Annotated in this window: 15 protein-coding genes; 7 read left to right on the plus strand and 8 right to left on the minus strand. The window is 67.6% G+C overall.

Annotated features, from left to right (window positions below; genetic code table 11):
- The first annotated feature begins 34 nt into the window (after positions 1-34).
- From H7J86_RS08830 to H7J86_RS08840, 3 genes are all read left to right on the plus strand, one after another.
- On the plus strand, positions 35-913 hold the full coding sequence (locus H7J86_RS08830) for a TauD/TfdA dioxygenase family protein (RefSeq protein ID WP_267290464.1): 879 nt from the start codon (positions 35-37) through the stop codon (positions 911-913).
- An 85-nt stretch (positions 914-998) separates the two neighbouring features.
- Positions 999-1,745 carry a beta-phosphoglucomutase family hydrolase gene (locus tag H7J86_RS08835; RefSeq protein WP_267290465.1) on the plus strand — a complete coding sequence of 249 codons (747 nt, stop codon included), beginning with the start codon at positions 999-1,001 and terminating at the stop codon, positions 1,743-1,745.
- Positions 1,742-4,111: a glycoside hydrolase family 65 protein gene (locus tag H7J86_RS08840; protein ID WP_267290466.1), complete on the plus strand. Its 2,370-nt coding sequence runs from the start codon at positions 1,742-1,744 to the stop codon at positions 4,109-4,111. Before H7J86_RS08835 ends, H7J86_RS08840 begins: the two co-directional genes overlap by 4 nt.
- Here the strand turns inward: H7J86_RS08840 and H7J86_RS08845 are convergent.
- Both H7J86_RS08845 and H7J86_RS08850 read right to left on the minus strand, forming a co-directional pair.
- The gene (locus H7J86_RS08845; protein WP_267290656.1) at positions 4,101-6,056 is read right to left on the minus strand and encodes a YhgE/Pip domain-containing protein; all 1,956 of its coding nucleotides are present in this window, start codon (positions 6,054-6,056) and stop codon (positions 4,101-4,103) included. The genes H7J86_RS08840 and H7J86_RS08845 overlap by 11 nt on opposite strands.
- 134 nt (positions 6,057-6,190) lie before the next feature.
- Positions 6,191-6,892 (minus strand): hypothetical protein, encoded by a 702-nt coding sequence (locus H7J86_RS08850; protein ID WP_267290467.1) that lies wholly within the window; start codon positions 6,890-6,892, stop codon positions 6,191-6,193.
- 58 nt (positions 6,893-6,950) lie between these two features.
- On the opposite strand from H7J86_RS08850, the gene H7J86_RS08855 reads away from it, so the two are divergent.
- Positions 6,951-7,589, plus strand: a complete 639-nt coding sequence (locus H7J86_RS08855; protein WP_090363174.1) for a TetR/AcrR family transcriptional regulator — start codon at positions 6,951-6,953, stop codon at positions 7,587-7,589.
- Here H7J86_RS08855 and H7J86_RS08860 read toward each other — a convergent pair.
- From H7J86_RS08860 to guaB, 3 genes are all read right to left on the minus strand, one after another.
- Complete coding sequence (locus H7J86_RS08860; protein ID WP_267290468.1) at positions 7,573-9,309, minus strand: GMC oxidoreductase; 1,737 nt, start codon at positions 9,307-9,309, stop codon at positions 7,573-7,575. The genes H7J86_RS08855 and H7J86_RS08860 overlap by 17 nt on opposite strands.
- Positions 9,310-9,382: 73 nt before the next feature.
- The gene (locus tag H7J86_RS08865) at positions 9,383-10,510 is read right to left on the minus strand and encodes a GuaB3 family IMP dehydrogenase-related protein (RefSeq protein WP_267290657.1); all 1,128 of its coding nucleotides are present in this window, start codon (positions 10,508-10,510) and stop codon (positions 9,383-9,385) included.
- A gap of 29 nt (positions 10,511-10,539) precedes the next feature.
- The gene (guaB, locus tag H7J86_RS08870) at positions 10,540-12,084 is read right to left on the minus strand and encodes an IMP dehydrogenase (RefSeq protein ID WP_090363169.1); all 1,545 of its coding nucleotides are present in this window, start codon (positions 12,082-12,084) and stop codon (positions 10,540-10,542) included.
- 168 nt (positions 12,085-12,252) lie between these two features.
- On the opposite strand from guaB, the gene H7J86_RS08875 reads away from it, so the two are divergent.
- Complete coding sequence (locus H7J86_RS08875) at positions 12,253-12,657, plus strand: DUF5319 domain-containing protein (protein ID WP_090363168.1); 405 nt, start codon at positions 12,253-12,255, stop codon at positions 12,655-12,657.
- Positions 12,658-12,684: 27 nt separating this feature from the next.
- On the opposite strand, the gene H7J86_RS08880 is transcribed toward H7J86_RS08875, so the two are convergent.
- From H7J86_RS08880 to H7J86_RS08890, 3 genes are all read right to left on the minus strand, one after another.
- Complete coding sequence (locus H7J86_RS08880; protein ID WP_267290469.1) at positions 12,685-13,932, minus strand: anti-sigma-D factor RsdA; 1,248 nt, start codon at positions 13,930-13,932, stop codon at positions 12,685-12,687.
- On the minus strand, positions 13,925-14,503 hold the full coding sequence (locus H7J86_RS08885; protein ID WP_090363165.1) for a sigma-70 family RNA polymerase sigma factor: 579 nt from the start codon (positions 14,501-14,503) through the stop codon (positions 13,925-13,927). Before H7J86_RS08885 ends, H7J86_RS08880 begins: the two co-directional genes overlap by 8 nt.
- 91 nt (positions 14,504-14,594) lie before the next feature.
- Positions 14,595-15,386 carry a tetratricopeptide repeat protein gene (locus H7J86_RS08890; protein WP_267290470.1) on the minus strand — a complete coding sequence of 264 codons (792 nt, stop codon included), beginning with the start codon at positions 15,384-15,386 and terminating at the stop codon, positions 14,595-14,597.
- 400 nt (positions 15,387-15,786) lie between these two features.
- Here H7J86_RS08890 and H7J86_RS08895 point away from each other — a divergent pair, with 400 nt between their 5' ends.
- Together H7J86_RS08895 and H7J86_RS08900 are read left to right on the plus strand one after the other, a co-directional pair.
- Positions 15,787-16,077: a WhiB family transcriptional regulator gene (locus H7J86_RS08895; protein ID WP_090363162.1), complete on the plus strand. Its 291-nt coding sequence runs from the start codon at positions 15,787-15,789 to the stop codon at positions 16,075-16,077.
- A 143-nt stretch (positions 16,078-16,220) separates the two neighbouring features.
- On the plus strand, positions 16,221-16,664 hold the full coding sequence (locus H7J86_RS08900; RefSeq protein ID WP_167157142.1) for an OsmC family protein: 444 nt from the start codon (positions 16,221-16,223) through the stop codon (positions 16,662-16,664).
- The last annotated feature ends 2 nt before the right edge of the window (positions 16,665-16,666 follow it).

The following is a 16,666-nucleotide window of genomic DNA, read 5'->3' on the forward strand; positions in this document are numbered from 1 at the left end:
ACTACACCGCCTCGGCCAGTGCAAAGGATCGGACATGACCATCACCGTGACCCAACTCGGCAGCCGTATCGGCGCCCGCATCGACGGCGTGGAGTTGGCCGGCGATCTCGACGCCGGCACGGTCGCCGAGATCCGCGCCGCCCTCCTGCGGCACAAGGTGGTGTTCTTCCGCGACCAGCACCACCTCGACGACGACCGCCAACAGGCCTTCGCCCGACTGCTGGGCAGCCCCGTCGGGCACCACGCCTTCACGCGGCACGGCGGGGTCATCGCGCCCATCGATTCCGAGTACGCCAAGGCCACCCGCTGGCACACCGATGTCACCTTCCTGCCGGACTATCCGGCCATCTCCGTGCTGCGCGCCGTGACCCTGCCCCGCTACGGCGGTTCGACACTGTGGGCGTCGACCGCCGCCGCCTACGACCACCTGCCGGCACCGCTCAAGCACCTCGTCGAGAATCTGTGGGCACTGCACAGCAACCGGTACGACTACGCCGCAGCGCAGCCGGGCGAGCTCACCGACACCCAGCGCGCCCTGCGGGAGGCGTTCGAGAAGCCGGATCTGCGCGCCGAGCACCCGGTGGTGCGGGTACACCCCGAGACGGGCGAACGGACCCTGGTCGCCGGGGATTTCGTCCGCGGCCTGCTCGGCCTGGACAGCCACGAGTCACATGCCCTACTGGAATTGCTCCAGCGTCGGATCACCATGCCCGAGAACACCATTCGCTGGAACTGGGTACCGGGTGACGTCGCCATGTGGGACAACCGGGCCACCCAGCATCGCGCCGTCGACGACTATGACGACCAGCGCCGCGTCATGCACAGGGTCACCCTGGCCGGCGACGTGCCCGTCGACGTGTACGGACAGCGCAGCCGCGCCGTCGGTGACACCGTGCACCGACAGGCCGGCTGACGGCACCACATCGCCGAGCATGCCCACAGCCGGAAACGGGCATGGTGGAGTGGTACCCGTCCGCCACCGGAAAGCGAGGGCCCTCATGCTCGGCCTGCCCAAGAACGTGCACGCGTGCCTGTTCGACCTCGACGGTGTCCTCACCGACACCGCCAGCGTGCACAAAGCGGCATGGAAGGCGATGTTCGACCAGTACCTGCGCGAGCATGCCGACCGCACCGGCCAGTCGTTCGTCCCGTTCGACATCGACCAGGACTACCTGCGCTACGTCGACGGCAAGCCCCGCGAGGACGGTGTGCGCGCCTTCCTGAACAGCCGGGGTATCGACCTGCCCGCGGGCACACCCGACGACGGTCCCGACGCCGAGACGGTGGCCGGTCTGGGCAATCGAAAGAACCAGATGTTCCAGAAGGTTCTGCACACCGAGGGCATCGAGGTGTTCGACGGCTCCCGGAAGTATCTGAAAGCGGTCGCTGCCGCCGGCCTGGGCGTGGCGGTGGTGTCGTCCAGCGCCAACACCCGCGAGGTCCTCGAGGTGACCGGGCTGGCCCAATACGTGCAGCAGCGTGTCGACGGCGTCACCCTGCGCGAGGAACACCTCGACGGCAAACCGGCGCCGGACTCGTACCTGCGCGGGGCCGAATTGCTCGGCGTCGCGCCCTCGGCCGCCGCGGTGTTCGAGGACGCCCTGTCCGGGGTCGAGTCCGGGCGAGCCGGGCACTTCGGCCTCGTCGTCGGGGTCGACCGGGTCGGTCAGGCCGACCAGTTGCGCGCCCACGGCGCCGATATCGTCGTCACCGATCTCGCCGATCTGCTGGAGGCCGGCCGATGATCGACCACGACGCCTTCCCCATCGAACCCTGGCGTATCCGCGAGACACGGCTGGACCTCGACCTGCTGGCTCAGTCCGAATCCATCTTCGCGCTGTCCAACGGGCATATCGGGCTGCGCGGAAACCTCGACGAAGGCGAGCCGCACGGACTACCGGGAACCTATCTGAACTCGTTCTACGAAACCCGGGCCCTGCCCTACGCCGAAACCGGCTTCGGCTATCCCGAAGCCGGCCAGACGATCGTCGACATCACCAACGGAAAGCTGCTGCGCCTGCTGGTCGACGACGAGCCGTTCGATATCAGGTACGGCGAACTGATCGACCACGAACGGGTTCTCGACCTGCGCGCGGGCACGCTCACCCGGATGGCGCAGTGGCGCTCCCCGGCCGGCAAGCAGGTGAAGATCACCTCGACCAGGTTGGTGTCGCTGACCCAGCGCAGCGTCGCCGCGATCGAATACGTGGTCGAGGCCGTCGACGAATTCAGCCGTGTCACAGTGCAATCGGAGTTGGTGGCCAACGAGGACCAACCCGAGATGTCCTCGGATCCGCGGGTGGCCGCCGGACTCGATCACCCGCTGGCGGCGGTCTCGCACGAGCACACCGAACACATCAGCCTCCTGGTGCACCAAACCCGCAACAGCGGCCTGATGATGGCGGCCGCGATGGACCACGACGTTTCGGTGCCCGGGCGCGTCGAGGTGAGCACCGAGGCGCACGCCGATGTGGCGCGTACGACGGTGATCTGCGGCCTGCGGCCCGGTCAGCAACTGCGCATCGTCAAGTATCTCGCCTACGGATGGTCCAGCCTGCGCTCGCGGCCGGCGCTCCGCGACCAGGTCGCCGGGGCATTGGCCGGCGCACGCTACAGCGGTTGGCAGGGTCTGTTGGATGCCCAACGCGCCTACCTGGACGAGTTCTGGGATGCCGCCGATGTCGAGGTGTGGGGTGATCCGGACAGCCAGCAGGCCGTCCGGTTCGGGTTGTTCCACGTGCTGCAGGCCAGCGCCCGCGCCGAGCGCCGGGCCATCGGCGGTAAGGGGCTGACCGGAACGGGTTATGACGGCCACGCCTTCTGGGACACCGAGGGGTTCGTACTGCCGGTTCTGACCTACACCAAACCGCATGCCGCCGCCGATGCCCTGCGCTGGCGCGCAGCGACGTTGGATCTCGCCAAGGACCGCGCCGAACAGCTCGGGCTCGCCGGCGCCAGTTTCCCCTGGCGCACGATACGCGGTGAGGAGTGCTCGGCCTACTGGCCGGCGGCCACGGCCGCCTGGCATATCAACGCCGATATCGCGATGGCCTACGAGCGCTACCGACTGGTGACCGGCGACGACAGCCTGGAACGCGAATGCGGGCTGTCGGTGCTGGTGGAGACCGCGCGACTGTGGATATCGCTGGGCCACCACGACCGGCACGGGGTGTGGCACCTCGACGGGGTCACCGGTCCGGACGAATACACGGCGCTGGCAAGCGACAATGTGTTCACCAACCTGATGGCCGCCCTGAATCTGCGGGTGGCGGCCGACGCATGCCGGCGCCATCCCGACGGCGCCGCGGCCATCGGGGTCACCACCGAGGAGACCGCCGCGTGGCGGGATGCCGCCGCGGCAGTGCACATCCCGTTCGACCGCGAACTGGGCGTGCACTCCCAGTCCGAGGGTTTCACCAGCCTGGCCGAGTGGGATTTCACCGAGAACACGAATTATCCCCTGCTGCTGCATGAACACTATGTCCGGTTGTACCCGGCCCAGGTGCTCAAACAGGCGGACCTGGTCCTGGCCATGCATTGGCAGAGCCACGTCTTCACCGCCGAGCAGAAGGCCCACAATGTCGACTATTACGAGCGCCGCACCACCAGGGATTCCTCCCTGTCGGCGTGCACCCAGGCGGTGCTGTGCGCCGAGGTGGGCCATCTGGAACTGGCCCATGACTATGCCTATGAGGCGGCCCTGATCGACCTGCGCGACCTGCACCACAACACCCGCGACGGCCTGCACATGGCCTCGCTGGCCGGCGCCTGGATCGCGCTGGTGGCCGGGTTCGGTGGCCTGCGTGACGACGAAGGCGTGCTGGCGCTGGACCCGCACCTGCCCGACGGGATCGACCGGTTGCGATTCCGGTTGCGCTGGCGCGAATTTCGCCTGACCGTCGATGCCACTCACGCAGAGGTGATCTACAGCCTGCGCGACGGCCCGCACTCACACCTGACGATCCGGCACGCCGGGGCCGAACTCACCCTCAGCACTCAGGAGCCCACCACTGTCGCCGTGCAGGTGCGCAAACCCCTGCTGCCCGCGCCGTCGCAGCCACCCGGCAGGGAACCGATCCGGCGCCGGCTCGGTTCTGATGTCACATCTTGATCGCCGGCATCAGCCGGGTCATGTTCCACATCCGGTTGCGCCGGGCCGACAGCGAGGAGATCACCAACGCCCCGGCCCAGATGATCAGCAGTGCGATCACGGCCTGCCACAGCCGGTGATCGATACCGCCGAGGATCAACTGGCGTAATCCGTTGACCCCGTAGGTCATCGGGTCATAGTTGTGGAAGACCTGGAACGGCCGCGAGGTGGTCTCCACCGGGTACATGCCACCGGCGCTGACCAGCTGGAGCATCAGCAGCGCCATGATCAACACGCGCCCCACCGCCGGTCCGACGAGGGCGTTGATCGCTTGGGTGGCAGCGACGAACGCGCACGAGATCAGCACCATGAAGGCCAGCATCGCCACGGGGTGGGCTGCGTGCATACCCAGCGCGAACCGCACCACGCAGTACAGGATCACCGCCTGGCACAGCCCGATCGCCACCGCCGGCAGATAGCTGGCCAGCACCACCCGGATGGCCAGGACCTCCGCGGCGATCGGCCGGGTCTGCAACGGCCGCAACACCATCCAGAGCACCAGGGCGCCGAAGAACAGTGCCAGGGTGATGAAGAACGGGGCCATACCCGTGCCGAAGTTGGGCGCGGCGTTCTCGTGCGCGGTCTCCAGATGCACCGGACCACCGATGGTGTCGGCGATCGACTCCTTCTGCTGCGCACTCCAGTCCGGGACTTGCTTGGCACCGTCGGCGAGCTTGGTCGCAAGCTCTGCCGATCCGGCGCGCAGCTGGCCGGTGCCCGTCTTCAACTGCTGGGCGCCGTTGTCGAGTTTGACTATTCCGCTTGACAATTCGGCGCTGCCGGAGGCGAGCTTCTGGGCACCGCCACGCAGTTCGTTGAGTTTGTCGGTGAGCTCCTGACCCTTGGCTCCCACCTGATCCAGGCCGGTGCCCAGCGGGCTGCCCGGGGTGCGCATCGACGAGGTCATGGATATCGCGGCGTTCTCCGCGTCGGTCAGCTGCTGACGGATCTGCGGGGTGAACTGGTGCGCCTGCAACTGGTCCTGGACACCACGCAACGTTCCGGCGGCACTGTTGGCCAACGGATCTGCGCTGGTGGAGAGCTGGTTGATCACCGCGGTGAGCGAGTCAGCCGCGGTGTCCTGAGCGGTGGCGATGGCACCGATCTGGTCGTTGGCCTGCCGCAGGGCGGCCGTGCCCTGTTGCAGCTTGTCGGTGTCGCCACCTATCTGCGAGAGGGCCCGGGTCACCGCGACCAGCGGGTCGGTGGCCTTGGTGATGCCGTCGGAGAGCTGTTGGGCGCCGGTGGCCAATTGCGCCGAACCGGACCGCGCGGTGTGCAGACCCGTGGACAGTGCGGCGGCGCCGTCATCGACCTTGACCGCGCCGTCGGCGAGCTGGTGGGCCCCGTCGGCCGCCTGTTTGATGCCGGCCCCCGACGAGACCACCACGGACAGCACCTGATTGACGGCCTGCCCGGAGATCCTGGTGGACACCGCATTGAGCACCTGGTCGGTGGCGGTGCGCCCGATACTCGACGAGATGTAGTTGTTGGCGTCGTTGTAGACCGCGATCAGGTTGGCCTGTTTCGGCTGCCCGGTCAACGGTGAGGCGATGGCTTCGCTGAAGTCCGAGGGCAATTCGAGCATGAAGTAGTACTTGCCGTGTTCGACCCCGGTGCGTGCCTCGTCATCGCTGACGACATGCCAGTCCATGCTGCCGTCGGCGGTCAAGCTCTTGGCGATCTCGTCTCCGACGTTGACCTGCTGCCCGGACACCACCGCGCCGCGGTCCGAATTGACCAGTGCAACAGGCATTTTGTTGACATGACCGAAGGGATCCCAGTAGGCCCACAGGTACAGCGCGCCGTACACCAGGGGTAGCAGCATCAGCACCACGATCGCCACCCGGGTCAGCCGACTGCGGGCAAAGCGTTTGATCTCGGAGCCGAAGGCGAGTCCTGCCAGCGGGGATGAGCCGCTTGCGCGAAGACCATTCAACACCGATGAGCCGCTTGCGCGAAGACCATTCCACACCGATGAGCCGCTTGCGCGAAGACCTTTCAACACCGATGAGCCGCTTGCGCGAAGACCTTTCAGCATCAGGAGTCCTTTCCGGTCAGGCTGCGGTGATCGTGGAGGTCGTGGTCGGGTGCCTCTGCGCCCAGCGGATTGGTCACGCCCACCACGACGGTCTGCGTTTCGGCGAGGGCGCCGAGCCGCTGGACGGCCAGCGCGCGGCGGGCGTTGTCCCGAACCTGTTCGAGATCGCCGACCACCAGGATCGGCCGATCCGAGAACCGGGCCAGGGTGACCCGCAGCAGGAAGAGGTCCAGATCGGACAGTTCACTGATGAAGGTCATGGCCGACGGCGCCGGGATCTCACCGAACACCTCGCGCAGGGCGGTCTCGCCGGCCTCGATCGGCACCTGCCGGTACCACGGCGCCAGCCAGCGGCGCTGCTCGGCGAGCACGGTCGCCACGGTCACCGAGTCCTCCAACTCGTCGATATCGTCGAACGCCGCGATCGAGCAGTGTCTGCGGATGTCGCGCGGCCGGGTGTCTCCGCAGACGGTGACGGTGCCGTGGGTGGGTTTCAGGCGGCCGGCCAGGGTCAGCAGGAGCGCGGTCTGGCCCCAGCCGCCGGGCATCTGGATCGCGTGGAAACCACTACTCAGCTCGAGATCGATATCCGAGAACAACGGTCCGTGTTCACCGTCGACGCCGAGACCGACGGCCGTGATCAGCGCCGGAGCGGCGTCGACGGATTCGTCGGCGGCCGGGGTGTCCTGCGCGTCTGCCATCTCTCAACCTCTCCGCACCTTTTCGATACCGACTGGTATCGGTTCGATACTGTCGAGTATGCTGTCGTCCATGGCCTCTGTCAAACCCGCTCGGACCCGCCCCACGCGCGATGAGGTGCGCGATCGGATACTCGACGCGGCGCTGGAGGTGTTCGCCGCGGAGGGTTTCGCGGGCACCACCATCGACGCGATCGGCCAGGCGGCCGGCTTCACCAAGGGTGCGGTGTACTCCAACTTCGAATCCAAGGACGAGCTGTTCCTCGCCTTGCTCGACCGCCAGTTCGAGACGCGCAGCGCCTTGATCGCGACGGCGTTCGGTGCCGGCCGTGGCGACATCAAGGCGACAGCCGAGGCACTCAGCCGTTCCATGCTCGGGTCGATCCACGACGAGAGCCAGTATCAGCTGGTGCTTTTCGAGTACTGGCTGCGCGCCGTACGCGACCCCGCACTACGCGACCGGCTCATCGCACGCAGGCGCGCCGCCGTCGAGCAAGCCATGCAGGTCGTCGAAGGCGCCCAGACCGGGCTACCCAGTCAGCGGCTGGCCGACCTGGCCCAACTCGTCGTCACCGTCACCGCGGGTGTCGCGCTGGAGGAGATGCTGCAACCCGGGGTCATCCGCGCCGACATGATCGAGCGCCTCATCACCAGACTGCTCGAATCGGTACCCGGTGAACCCGTCAGCCCGCAGAGCTGACGGGGTGAATCGGCAACCGGCGCAAGGCACCCGGCGCGTCGGCGGGGACCACCGGACGGACCGGCGCGACCGGAGCCAGGCGCTGATAGGGCTCCCCCTGGGCGGGACGCTGGTCCTGCTCACCCTTGTTCGGCCACATCGAGGCCGCGCGCTCGGCCTGCGCGGTGATCGAAAGCGACGGATTCACACCGAGATTGGCTGAGATCGAGGCGCCGTCGGTGACGTAGAGCGTCGGATAGTTGTACACCCGGTGATACGGGTCGATGACACCGGTCTCGGCACTGTCACCGATCGCCGCCCCACCCAGGAAGTGCGCGGTGAGCGGAATGTTGAACAGCTCACCCCACGTGCCGCCGGCCACACCGTCGATCTTCTCCGCGATCCGGCGGGTCACCTCGTTGCCGGCCGGGATCCAGGTCGGGTTGGGCTCACCGTGGCCCTGCTTGGACGACATCAGCCGCTTGCCCAGCGGTCCGCGTTTGGTGAACGTGGTGATCGAGTTGTCCAGGTGCTGCATCACCAGCGCGATGACGGTGCGCTCACTCCAGTGTTGCGGGTTGAGCAGCCGGATCATGCCGCGCGGATCGTCGCCGGCCAGCTGCAGGAACTGCCGCCACCGCGGGGTGTCGGTGCCCTGCGGCCCCGCGCCGTCGGTCATCAGCGTCTGCAGCAGGCCCATGGCATTGGACCCCTTGCCGTAGCGGACCGGCTCGACGTGGGTGTCGGCGGTCGGGTGGATGGACGAGGTGATGGCGACGCCGTGGGTCAGGTCACGGCGCGGATCCACCGTGAGGGTCTGGGCACCCACGATGGACTCAGAGTTGGTGCGGGTCAGCACGCCCAGACGCTGCGACAGCTTGGGCAGCTTTCCGGTGTCACGCATCTTGAACAGCAGCTTCTGCGTGTTGTACGTGCCGGCCGCGACGATCAGGTTGGTGGCGGTGAACGTCTTGCGCTTGCGGCGCAGCTTGCTGCCGGTCCGCGCGGTGCTGACCTCCCACAGCCCATCGGGCCGCTGACCGAAGCTGGTCACCGTCGTCATCGGGTGCACCTGCGCCCCTGCGGCTTCCGCCAGGCCCAGGTAGTTCTTCACCAGGGTGTTCTTGGCGCCGTGGCGGCATCCGGTCATGCATTCTCCGCATTCGATGCAGCCGGTGCGGGCCGGTCCCGCGCCGCCGAAGTACGGGTCCGGGACGGTCTTGCCCGGCGCCTTCTCCCCGTCGGGTCCGAAGAACACCCCGACCGGGGTGGCGACGAAGGTGTCTCCGACACCCATGTCGTCGGCGACCTCTTTCATCAACCGGTCGGCGTCGGTGAAGGTCGGGTTGGTGACCACACCGAGCATGCGCTGCGCCTGCTCGTAGTGCGGCATCAACTCCGAGCGCCAGTCGGTGATCCCCGCCCACTGCTTGTCGGCGAAGAACGGCTCCGGTGGCACGTACAGGGTGTTGGCGTAGTTGAGCGAGCCGCCGCCCACCCCGGCGCCGGCCAGGATCATGCAGTTACGCAGCAGATGGATGCGCTGGATGCCGTACATACCCAGCTGGGGCGCCCACAGGAAGCGGCGCAGATCCCAGGAGGTTTTGGCGAAGTCGGCGTCGGAGTACCGCGGGCCGGCCTCCAAGACCCCTACGCGGTAACCCTTCTCGGTCAGTCGAAGGGCGCTCACGCTGCCCCCGAAACCCGAGCCGATGATCAAGACGTCATAGTCCGGCTGCATGTGACCAGTATGACGCTACCGACAGGTAACTTCTAGACAGGAACGCCTAACTTGTAAAGAAAAGCCGGGTCGATCAGGCTCCGACGGTCAGGCCGACCTTCTGAAATTCCTTCAGGTCGCAGTACCCGGCCTTGGCCATCGACCGCGCCAGCCCGCCGACCAGATTCAGCGAACCGAACGGATCGTCCGACGGCCCGTCGAGCACCTGCTTGAGCGAAGGCCGGTCGCCGAGGGTGACCTGGAGCAGCGCGCCGCGCGGCAGCGACGGATGCGCGGCCGCCGACGGCCAGAACCAGCCGCCGCCCAGCGCCTCGGCGGCGGTGGCCAGCGGGGTCCCCAGCACCACGGCGTCCGCACCGCAGGCGATCGCCTTGGCCAGATCACCGGAGGTGTGGATATCCCCGTCCGCCAGCACGTGCACGTAGCGCCCGCCGGTCTCGTCGAGGTACTCGCGGCGCGCGGCGGCCGCGTCGGCGATCGCGGTGGCCATCGGGACGCTGATACCCAGCACCTCGTCGCTGGTGGTCACGCCCCGGGTCGAGCCGTAGCCGACGATGACGCCGGCCGCACCGGTGCGCATCAGGTGCAGCGCGGTGCGGTGGTCGAGCACACCGCCGGCGACCACCGGGATGTCCAGTTCGGAGATGAACGTCTTGAGGTTGAGCGGCTCACCGTCTTGCGCCACCCGCTCGGCCGAGATGATGGTGCCCTGAATGACCAGCAGATCGATGCCCGCGGCCACCAGCACCGGCGTGAGGGCCTGTGCGTTCTGCGGGCTGACCCGCACCGCGGTGGTCACCCCGGCCTCGCGGATGCGGGCCACGGCCGCACCCAGTAGTTCGGGATCCAGCGGGGCGGCGTGCAGCTGCTGCAGCAACCGGATGGCCGCCGACTCATCGTTCGAGGTGGCGGCAACTTCAGTGACCTGGGCGATCTTGTCCTCGACATCGGCGTGCCGGCCGATCAGGCCCTCCCCGTTGAGCACCCCCAGACCGCCGAGGCGGCCCATCTCGATGGCGAACTCCACCGAGACCAGCGCGTCGGTCGGATGCGCCACCACCGGGATCTCGAACCGGTAGGCGTCCAGCTGCCAGGCCGTGGACACGTCCTTGCTGGAGCGGGTACGCCGCGACGGGACGATGTTGATGTCGTCGAGTTCGTAGGTCCGGCGGGCGGTTCTGCCCATGCCGATTTCAACCATGTCACGCATAGGGGTTTTGCTCCCAGGCCCTAACGGGCGTAGTAGTTCGGCGCTTCGACAGTCATGGTGATGTCGTGCGGATGGCTTTCCTTGAGCCCCGCCGCGGTGATCTGGACGAACTGCGCCTGCTGCAGGTGCTCGATCGTGTCCGATCCCGTGTATCCCATGGCGGCCCGCAATCCCCCGGTGAGCTGGTGGATGACGGTCGAGAGCGGACCCCGGAACGGTACCCGGCCTTCGATGCCCTCGGGGACGAGCTTGTCCTCGGAGAGCACATCGTCCTGGAAGTAGCGGTCCTTGGAGAACGACTTCTGCGTGCCGCGGCCCTGCATGGCGCCCAGCGATCCCATGCCGCGGTAGCTCTTGAACTGCTTGCCGTTGACGAAGATCAGGTCGCCCGGGGATTCGGCGGTGCCCGCCAGTAGCGAGCCGAGCATCGCGGTGGAGGCACCGGCTGCCAGCGCCTTGGCGATGTCCCCGGAGTACTGCAGACCACCGTCGGCGATCACCGGCACACCCTTGGGTGAGCAGGCCGCGACGGCCTCCAGGATCGCGGTGATCTGCGGGGCACCCACCCCGGCCACCACGCGGGTGGTGCAGATCGAGCCGGGCCCGACGCCGACCTTGACGGCGTCGGCACCGGCTTCGACGAGCGCGGCGGCCGCGGCGCGGGTGGCCACATTGCCGCCGACCACGTCGACCTTGTCCCCGACGACGGACTTCAGGCGGTGCACCATGTCGAGCACCAGGCGGTTGTGGGCGTGCGCGGTGTCCACGATGAGCACGTCGACACCGGCGTCGGCCAGTGTCATCGCCCTGGTCCAGGCGTCATCACCGATGCCGACGGCGGCACCGACCAGCAGCCGGCCGTCGCTGTCCTTGGTGGCCAGCGGGAACTGCTCGGTCTTGACGAAGTCCTTGACGGTGATCAGGCCGGTCAACTTGCCGTGCCCGTCGACGATGGGCAGTTTCTCGATCTTGTATCGGCGCAGCAGGCCCAGTGCCGCCTCCGCGGACACCCCCGCCTGCGCGGTGATCAGCGGTGCCTTGGTCATCACCTCGGCGACCGGCTTGGACTGGTCCACTTCGAAACGCATATCGCGGTTGGTGATGATCCCGACCAGGGAGCCCTGCGCGTCGACAACCGGCAGTCCGGAGATCCGGAATCGGGCGCACATCGCGTCGACCTCGGCCAGCGTGTTCTCCGGCGAGCAGGTCACGGGGTCGGTGACCATCCCGGCCTCCGAGCGCTTCACCGTCTCGACCTGACCGGCCTGTTCGGCCACCGAGAGGTTGCGATGCAGCACGCCCATACCGCCGGCGCGGGCCATCGCGATGGCCATCCGAGACTCGGTGACGGTGTCCATCGCCGAGCTCACCAACGGCACCCGCAACCGGATCCGCTTGGTCAGCTGGCTCGAGGTGTCCACATTCGCGGGGACCACGTCCGATGCGGCCGGCAGCAGCAGGACGTCGTCGAACGTCAGCCCGAGCATCGCGATCTTCGTCGGATCATCGCCGCCGGTCGGCACCGGTACGGCCAAAGGGATGCTGCTGCTTTCAGCAATCGACATAGGTGGAGCCTCCAGGAACCAACACGGCCAAACACAGGCGTGGATCTAAAAGACCATCTTATCGGCACTGACCTCGATGCTCGTGACCACACCGCCACACCGGCCCGTTCGGGCGACACCCGGGCGGACGGCTGGCGCGGATGTGGCGGGGCTGCGTACGCTAGAACCGTGCGTGATGACCTCCCGCCGGGGCTGCCGCCGGATCCCTTCGCAGATGACCCGTGCGATCCCTCGGCGGCGCTCGACGCGATCGAGCCCGGTCTGCCGCTGGATCCGCAGGAACGCAGCGCCGTCGAAGCCGACCTCGCCGATCTGGCGGTGTACGAGGCCCTGCTGGCCCATAAGGGAATCCGCGGTCTGGTCGTGTGCTGCGACGAATGCCAGCAGGACCACTATCACGACTGGGACATGTTGCGCGCCAACCTGCTGCAGCTGCTCGTGGACGGAACCGTGCGCCCGCACGAGCCGGCCTACGATCCAGAGCCCGACGCCTACGTGACATGGGACTACTGCCGCGGCTACGCGGACGCGTCACTCAACGAGGCCACGTCGGAATCCGACGGGTACCGCTGACTTCCTGATCGACCACCCCGCCCGGTGTCAGTGACCGCTGGGCACGGTGGTCGTCGTCACCACCACCTCGGGTGCCCGCTGCGGCGCTGACGTCGACTCCGCGGCGGGCGCTTTCGTCGTCTGCACGGGTTCCTCCGCAGGTGACTGGGGCGCCTGGGTACGGGCGGGCGGAGCGCTGGGCTCCTCCTGCTGTACCGGAGGGGCCGCGGAGGTGGCCGACGGCGAGGCCGCCGCATTCGGTGCCACCGTGGTCGTCGTGGTCACGGTGCGCGACACCGTGGCCTGCGTCGTCGTGGTGGCGGTCGTGCTCGGCGGCGCCGTCGTGCTCGTGCTCGTGCTCGGGGCGACCGTGGTGGTGGTCGTGCTCGGGGCCACCGAGGTGGTGGTCGTCGTGGACGGTGTCACCGACGTCGTGGACGTCGAGGACGTCGCCGGCTCCGATGTGGTGGTCGAGGTCTCCGCGCCGGGGGACGTGTTCGTGGTGTCCGACGACGATGTGGTCGTCGTCAACAGAACCTCGGATCCGGTGGTCGAGGTCACGCTGGTCGCCTCCGGCGGCGTCGTGGTGGCCGTGGAGGTATCCGTACGGCTGTCGATCACCGGGACCGGCAGCAGCGTCAGAGGCGAGGACGGCAGCACCGGCAGCGGCTCACCCGCCGGCGGCAGGGTGGCGGCCGGATTCTGCTCGACGACCTTGTAGGTCAATGCATTCCACTGCTGGATGAGTTCGGACTTGCGCTCGACCGTCTCCACGCTCTGCACCTTGGTCGACAGCGCTGCCAGTTTGTCCTGAGCCTGGTCCCACTGGCCGGTGTTGATCAGCTGCTGCACCTGCTCCATCTCGGTCTGAGCCGCCAGCACCACCGCGTCGTCGCGGGTCTGGCGCTGATCGCCGAACAGCATGCTGTGCAAGCCGTACAGACCGTCGCCGGGGTTGGCGCTGTACACCACCGAGGCGAAGCCACCGAGACACAGCACGGCGGCCGCGGCGGAACCGATCACGGCCAGCGAGCGCCGGTTACGGCGCCGCGTCGAGAAGTCGAGCGCGTGGTGCAGCGCAGACTCGGCCTCGTGCGGCGGGACCACGTGGTCCATGGGGACCTGTCGGACCTCGTCACGCCATCCGGTGAGCAGGAAGGCGAGCTCGGCATCGGCGCGGTCGGTGGAGTACACCGGCTGTTCCGAGGCCAGCGCGTCGAGGAACTTGTCGGCGCGATTGATGTCGTTGAGGGACGGATCGCCCCCATTGGAGGTCCAGCGACCGAAGTCAGGCATAGTCGCCCCCGCCCGTGCTGATCTCGGACTTGAGCTTGGCCAGGGCGCGATGCTGCGCGACGCGGACGGCGCCGGGCGTGCTGCCGACGGCCTCGGCGACCTCCTCGGCGCTCATCCCGACCACGACACGAAGGATGATGATCTCGCGCTGCTTGTCCGGCAGGGTCGCGAGCAGCCGGTCCATCCGCGCAGAGGCCTCGGAGTCAAGTGCCCGCTGTTCGGGCCCGGCTTCCCCCGAGAACCGCTCAGGCACCACATCGGTGGGCTCAGAGCGGTTACGCGCAGACGCCCGGTGGGCGTCGGCGATCTTGTGCGCAGCGATGCCGTACACGAATGCCAGGAAGGGTCGCCCCTGATCCTGGTAGCGCGGCAGCGCCGTGATGGCGGCCAAGCACACCTCCTGCGCAATATCGTCAGCCGATAGACCACTTCGTTCTGCTGACCCGATCCGCGCCCGGCAATACCGGACGATGATCGGGCGGATGGTCTCCAGCACCACCCGGAGTGCATCCCGATCGCCGGCCACCGCATGAGCGACGACATCATCGAGACGTTCTCCCGAAATTGTCATCGTGGGCGATATCTCCAGCGTTACGTAAGGGACACATCCAGGCAGGATGCGCGTCAGATAAACACTAACGATCCGGGCGGGCCGAACCGCTTCAGCGACGCGACCACACGCCGCCTCTGCGTCGCACTGTATCGGCGGCAGCGTCGCGAACAGCGACGACGTGCGCGGGCGGATGGACGGCACTGCCGATATCCGCGAGCAGGCATCCCAGCGCCCAGCGCAGGGGTACGAGCCCGAACCGCTCGGTGTCACCGAGCGCTTGGTCGGCGACCGAACGCGCCTGTTCGAGGTGGCCGGCGCAGCACAGAGCGGCCGCCAGCACCACGGCCGACTTGACGGTGTGCCGCGGCGAGCCGACCGATGCGGCCAGCTCCACCGCACGTTCGGCATGGACGACGGCGGCCGCGCCGTCGCCGCCGGCCATGTTGAGTTCCGCCGACACCCACTGCAGCCGCACCGGCAGCCGGGCGGGGCCGGATCCGTCCACCAGTTGCCCCGCACGGGCCAGCAGCCGAGCCGAGAGTGCGAGCCGCCCCACCCCGAGTGCGTCGGCGGCCAGACCCACCAGGGCATCGGCGCCGGCCTCGGGATCCGCGCCCGCGGCCGCCCAGGCTCGGCCGTCCCAGCCACGCGCGCCGTCGTGTCCACCCAGTTGCCGGAGGAACGAGGCCCTGGTGCTGTGGGCCAGTGACAGCAGCGGTCCTGGGTGCGCAGCGCGGCAGATCTCGGCGAGGTCGGTCAGCGCGCTGGCGTAGCGTCCCTGACCGCCCGCCGCGACGGCGCGCAGCCAGCGATCCCGCTGTGAGGTCGCGGCGGGCAGCGGCCAGAGCTCCGGATGCGGACCGAAAGCGGCCTCGGCCAGGGACGTTGTCGTGGTGGTCATCGGATTGCGACGTTATCAACGCGCTCGGGAAGCACCGGAGTCACGTGACGAAGCCAACCTTGGTTAACAGTTGGTGCTCTCCATGTTTCCAATAGATCAACCACCTAACGGCTGCTAGGTAATTGCCATTGCAGCGAACAGCGGAAATGCACACAAGCGTCAACTTCGCAGCGTTTGTTGAACACTCTTCTCGTTGCGTGCGGGTCGCAATGATGAACGTGATGTAAATTCTCACGCTGCTGCTATGCGGTTACGCACACGACCTGGCTATTGACGATTTTTCGGTAGCCCTTCTACGTTGTGTGCACGAGTAGTCATCGGCGACAAGTGCTCGGATCGGTTCCGCGACTCACGCACCTACGCGTTTCGCGAATTAGGTGCGACGAGAGGGGTTTTCCAAATGCCACAGCCGCAGCAACTACCCGGACCCAATGCCGACATTTGGGACTGGCAAATGGCAGGACTTTGCCGAGGTGTCGACTCTTCGATGTTTTTCCATCCGGACGGCGAGCGCGGCCGGGCCCGTGCCCAGCGCGAAATGCGGGCCAAGGAGATGTGCCGCAGCTGCCCGGTGATCACGCAATGCCGTTCACACGCCCTTGCTGTAGGTGAGCCGTACGGTATTTGGGGTGGGCTGAGCGAGTCCGAACGCGAACTCCTCCTCAAGCGCGGGATCCGCCGCACCGCCTGATACTCGACTGACGGAAGCGCCCCGCCCCGATGCCCCGGCGGGGCCTTTCTGTGTGCCAGGCCGGTTCCCGATACGGGACACTGCGCACGGTCGGCGGTGGTACTTCTTGAGGGTCCGCGAGCGCGCACCGTCCAGGAGGCCCGATGTCCACCAACCCGCCCGCCGAGGGCACCGTGATCGTCACGGAGACGGGCACCGGCACCTACACGCAGGAGATCATCGCCGGACAGCACCGGTTGACCGCCGACGAGCCACGTCCGGTCGGCGACGATGCGGGACCGACTCCCTATGATCTGCTGCTGGCAGGCCTCGGTGCCTGCACCTCCATGACGGTGCGGATGTATGCCGACCGCAAGGGTTGGCCCCTCGAGCAGGTACGCGTGGCCCTTCGCCATTCCCGGATTCACGCCAAGGACTGCGCCGACTGTGAAACCACCATCGGGTGGATCGCTCAGATCGATCGCGAGATCGAACTGATCGGGGACCTCGACGACGGTCAACGTCAGAAGCTGATGGACATCGCCGAACGCTGCCCCGTCCATCAGACGTTGACCGGCGAGGTTCGGATCACCACGACCGCGCACTAGTC

This window comes from Mycobacterium hackensackense, from assembly GCF_025822555.1.
GTDB classification, from domain to species: Bacteria; Actinomycetota; Actinomycetes; order Mycobacteriales; family Mycobacteriaceae; genus Mycobacterium; species Mycobacterium fluoranthenivorans.

What these genes read in the sequence shown, in the direction of transcription:
- H7J86_RS08830 (WP_267290464.1), top strand. Translation starts at nt 35, where the DNA reads ATGACCATCACCGTGACCCAACTCGGCAGCCGTATCGGCGCCCGCATC.
- H7J86_RS08835 (WP_267290465.1), top strand. Translation starts at nt 999, where the DNA reads ATGCTCGGCCTGCCCAAGAACGTGCACGCGTGCCTGTTCGACCTCGAC.
- H7J86_RS08840 (WP_267290466.1), top strand. Translation starts at nt 1,742, where the DNA reads ATGATCGACCACGACGCCTTCCCCATCGAACCCTGGCGTATCCGCGAG.
- H7J86_RS08850 (WP_267290467.1), bottom strand. Translation starts at nt 6,892, where the DNA reads ATGGCAGACGCGCAGGACACCCCGGCCGCCGACGAATCCGTCGACGCC.
- H7J86_RS08855 (WP_090363174.1), top strand. Translation starts at nt 6,951, where the DNA reads ATGCTGTCGTCCATGGCCTCTGTCAAACCCGCTCGGACCCGCCCCACG.
- H7J86_RS08860 (WP_267290468.1), bottom strand. Translation starts at nt 9,309, where the DNA reads ATGCAGCCGGACTATGACGTCTTGATCATCGGCTCGGGTTTCGGGGGC.
- H7J86_RS08865 (WP_267290657.1), bottom strand. Translation starts at nt 10,510, where the DNA reads ATGGTTGAAATCGGCATGGGCAGAACCGCCCGCCGGACCTACGAACTC.
- guaB (WP_090363169.1), bottom strand. Translation starts at nt 12,084, where the DNA reads ATGTCGATTGCTGAAAGCAGCAGCATCCCTTTGGCCGTACCGGTGCCG.
- H7J86_RS08880 (WP_267290469.1), bottom strand. Translation starts at nt 13,932, where the DNA reads ATGCCTGACTTCGGTCGCTGGACCTCCAATGGGGGCGATCCGTCCCTC.
- H7J86_RS08885 (WP_090363165.1), bottom strand. Translation starts at nt 14,503, where the DNA reads ATGACAATTTCGGGAGAACGTCTCGATGATGTCGTCGCTCATGCGGTG.
- H7J86_RS08890 (WP_267290470.1), bottom strand. Translation starts at nt 15,386, where the DNA reads ATGACCACCACGACAACGTCCCTGGCCGAGGCCGCTTTCGGTCCGCAT.
- H7J86_RS08895 (WP_090363162.1), top strand. Translation starts at nt 15,787, where the DNA reads ATGCCACAGCCGCAGCAACTACCCGGACCCAATGCCGACATTTGGGAC.
- H7J86_RS08900 (WP_167157142.1), top strand. Translation starts at nt 16,221, where the DNA reads ATGTCCACCAACCCGCCCGCCGAGGGCACCGTGATCGTCACGGAGACG.